At 71.8% G+C, this 1,491-nt stretch carries 2 protein-coding genes; both read left to right on the top strand.

The genetic code is table 11. The annotated features are described in order from the left end of the window. On the top strand, window positions 1–222 hold a 222-nt coding region (locus tag AC1D01_RS34265), incomplete at its 5' end, for a PA2169 family four-helix-bundle protein (RefSeq protein ID WP_477873916.1). Between the two features lie 94 nt (window positions 223–316). Then, entirely contained in the window at window positions 317–1,357 is a 1,041-nt protein-coding gene (locus AC1D01_RS34260) for a DNA topoisomerase IB (RefSeq protein ID WP_477873915.1), read from the top strand. Window positions 1,358–1,491: the final 134 nt, after the last annotated feature.

Below are 1,491 nucleotides of genomic sequence, written 5' to 3'. Positions count from 1 at the left end.
GCGGTGCGCGGCTCGCTGGTGGGCTACACCGACCAGGCGATGCTCGACGAGTGCGAGCGCGGCGAGGACGCGGCGCTGGCCCGCTACCGCGCGGCGCTGCGCGACGACGACCTGCCGGAGCCGGTGAAGTCGGTGGTGGCGCGCATGCAGCTCGGCGTGCAGCGCAACCACGACCAGATCAAGATGCTGCGCGACCGCGAACGCGCGAAGAGCTCGTCCTGACCTGCGACTCTCGGCGGCACGTAAATGCTGCCGAGTTTCTTACCGGCGTCAGAAAACTTCACCCGGTCGAATTTGCAGAGCTTGAAGAGGGCACGTGCCGGCCAGCCAGCGCCTCCAGTACGTCAGTGATGCGGTGCCCGGCATCCGCCGGGCGCGCCGCGGCAACGGCTTCAGCTACCTCGGGCCGGACGGCCGGCCGTTGCGCGAGCGCAGCGAACTGGAGCGGATCCGGCGGCTGGCGATTCCGCCCGCGTACACGCAGGTGTGGATCTGCCCGTCGCCGCTCGGCCATGTGCAGGCCACCGGGCGCGATGCGCGTGGCCGCAAGCAGTACCGCTACCACGCCGAGTGGCGGCGGGCGCGCGATGCCGACAAGTTCGACCGCATGCTGGAATTTGGCGAGGCGCTGCCGCGCATCCGGGCCCGGGTGCAGCGCGACCTGAAGGGCGGCGGCGCGAGGCCGGGCCGCGAGACGGTGCTCGCGACCGTCGTACGCCTGCTCGACACGACGCTGGTGCGCGTGGGCAACGACGAGTACGCCCGCAGCAACGGCTCGTTCGGCCTGACGACGCTGCGCAGCCGGCATGCGCGCGTGAACGGGCGCGAGATCACGCTGCAGTTCCGCGGCAAGAGCGGCGTGCAGCACCGCGTGGCGCTCGAAGACCCGCGGGTCGCGCGCGTGGTGCGGCGCTGCCAGGCATTGCCGGGACAGGCCTTGTTCCAGTACGAGGGTGACGACGGCGAGCTGCACGGCATCGGCAGCGACGACGTCAACGACTACCTGCGCGAGGCGAGCGGGGCCGAGTTCAYCGCGAAGAACTTCCGCACCTGGCATGCGAGCGTGCATGCGCTGGCGCTGCTGGGCGAGTTGCCCGGCGAACGGGCCGATGCAGCCGAAGGGAAGCGGGAGGACGAGGGCTTCACGCGCCGCGAGCTGAACGACGTGCTGGCCGACGTGGCGCAACGGCTGGGCAACACGGTGGCGGTGTGCCGCAAGTCCTACGTGCACCCGCAGGTGCTGGAGGCGACGCCGGCCCGGCTGCGCAGTGCGGCCGAGCGGCTCGCCGCCTTGCGCCGGCGCCGCGGCTGGTCGGTGGCCGAGCGGCAGCTGGTCGCCTACCTCACCGGCGACTGATCCCGGCAACCCCCCGAAAGAGCGTCCGGGCGCGCCGGGGGCGCTCGTCATAATCGCCGCCACAAGGACAGCGGTGGAGGGCCGATGAACTTCGTCTATGCGGTACTGGGCGGCCTGGTGGGGCTGGCGCTCGG

The sequence above is a fragment of the Rhizobacter sp. P3_B12 genome (assembly GCF_056402895.1).
Note: the sequence above shows the minus strand (reverse complement) of the source record. Positions and strands in the feature narration are given on the sequence as shown.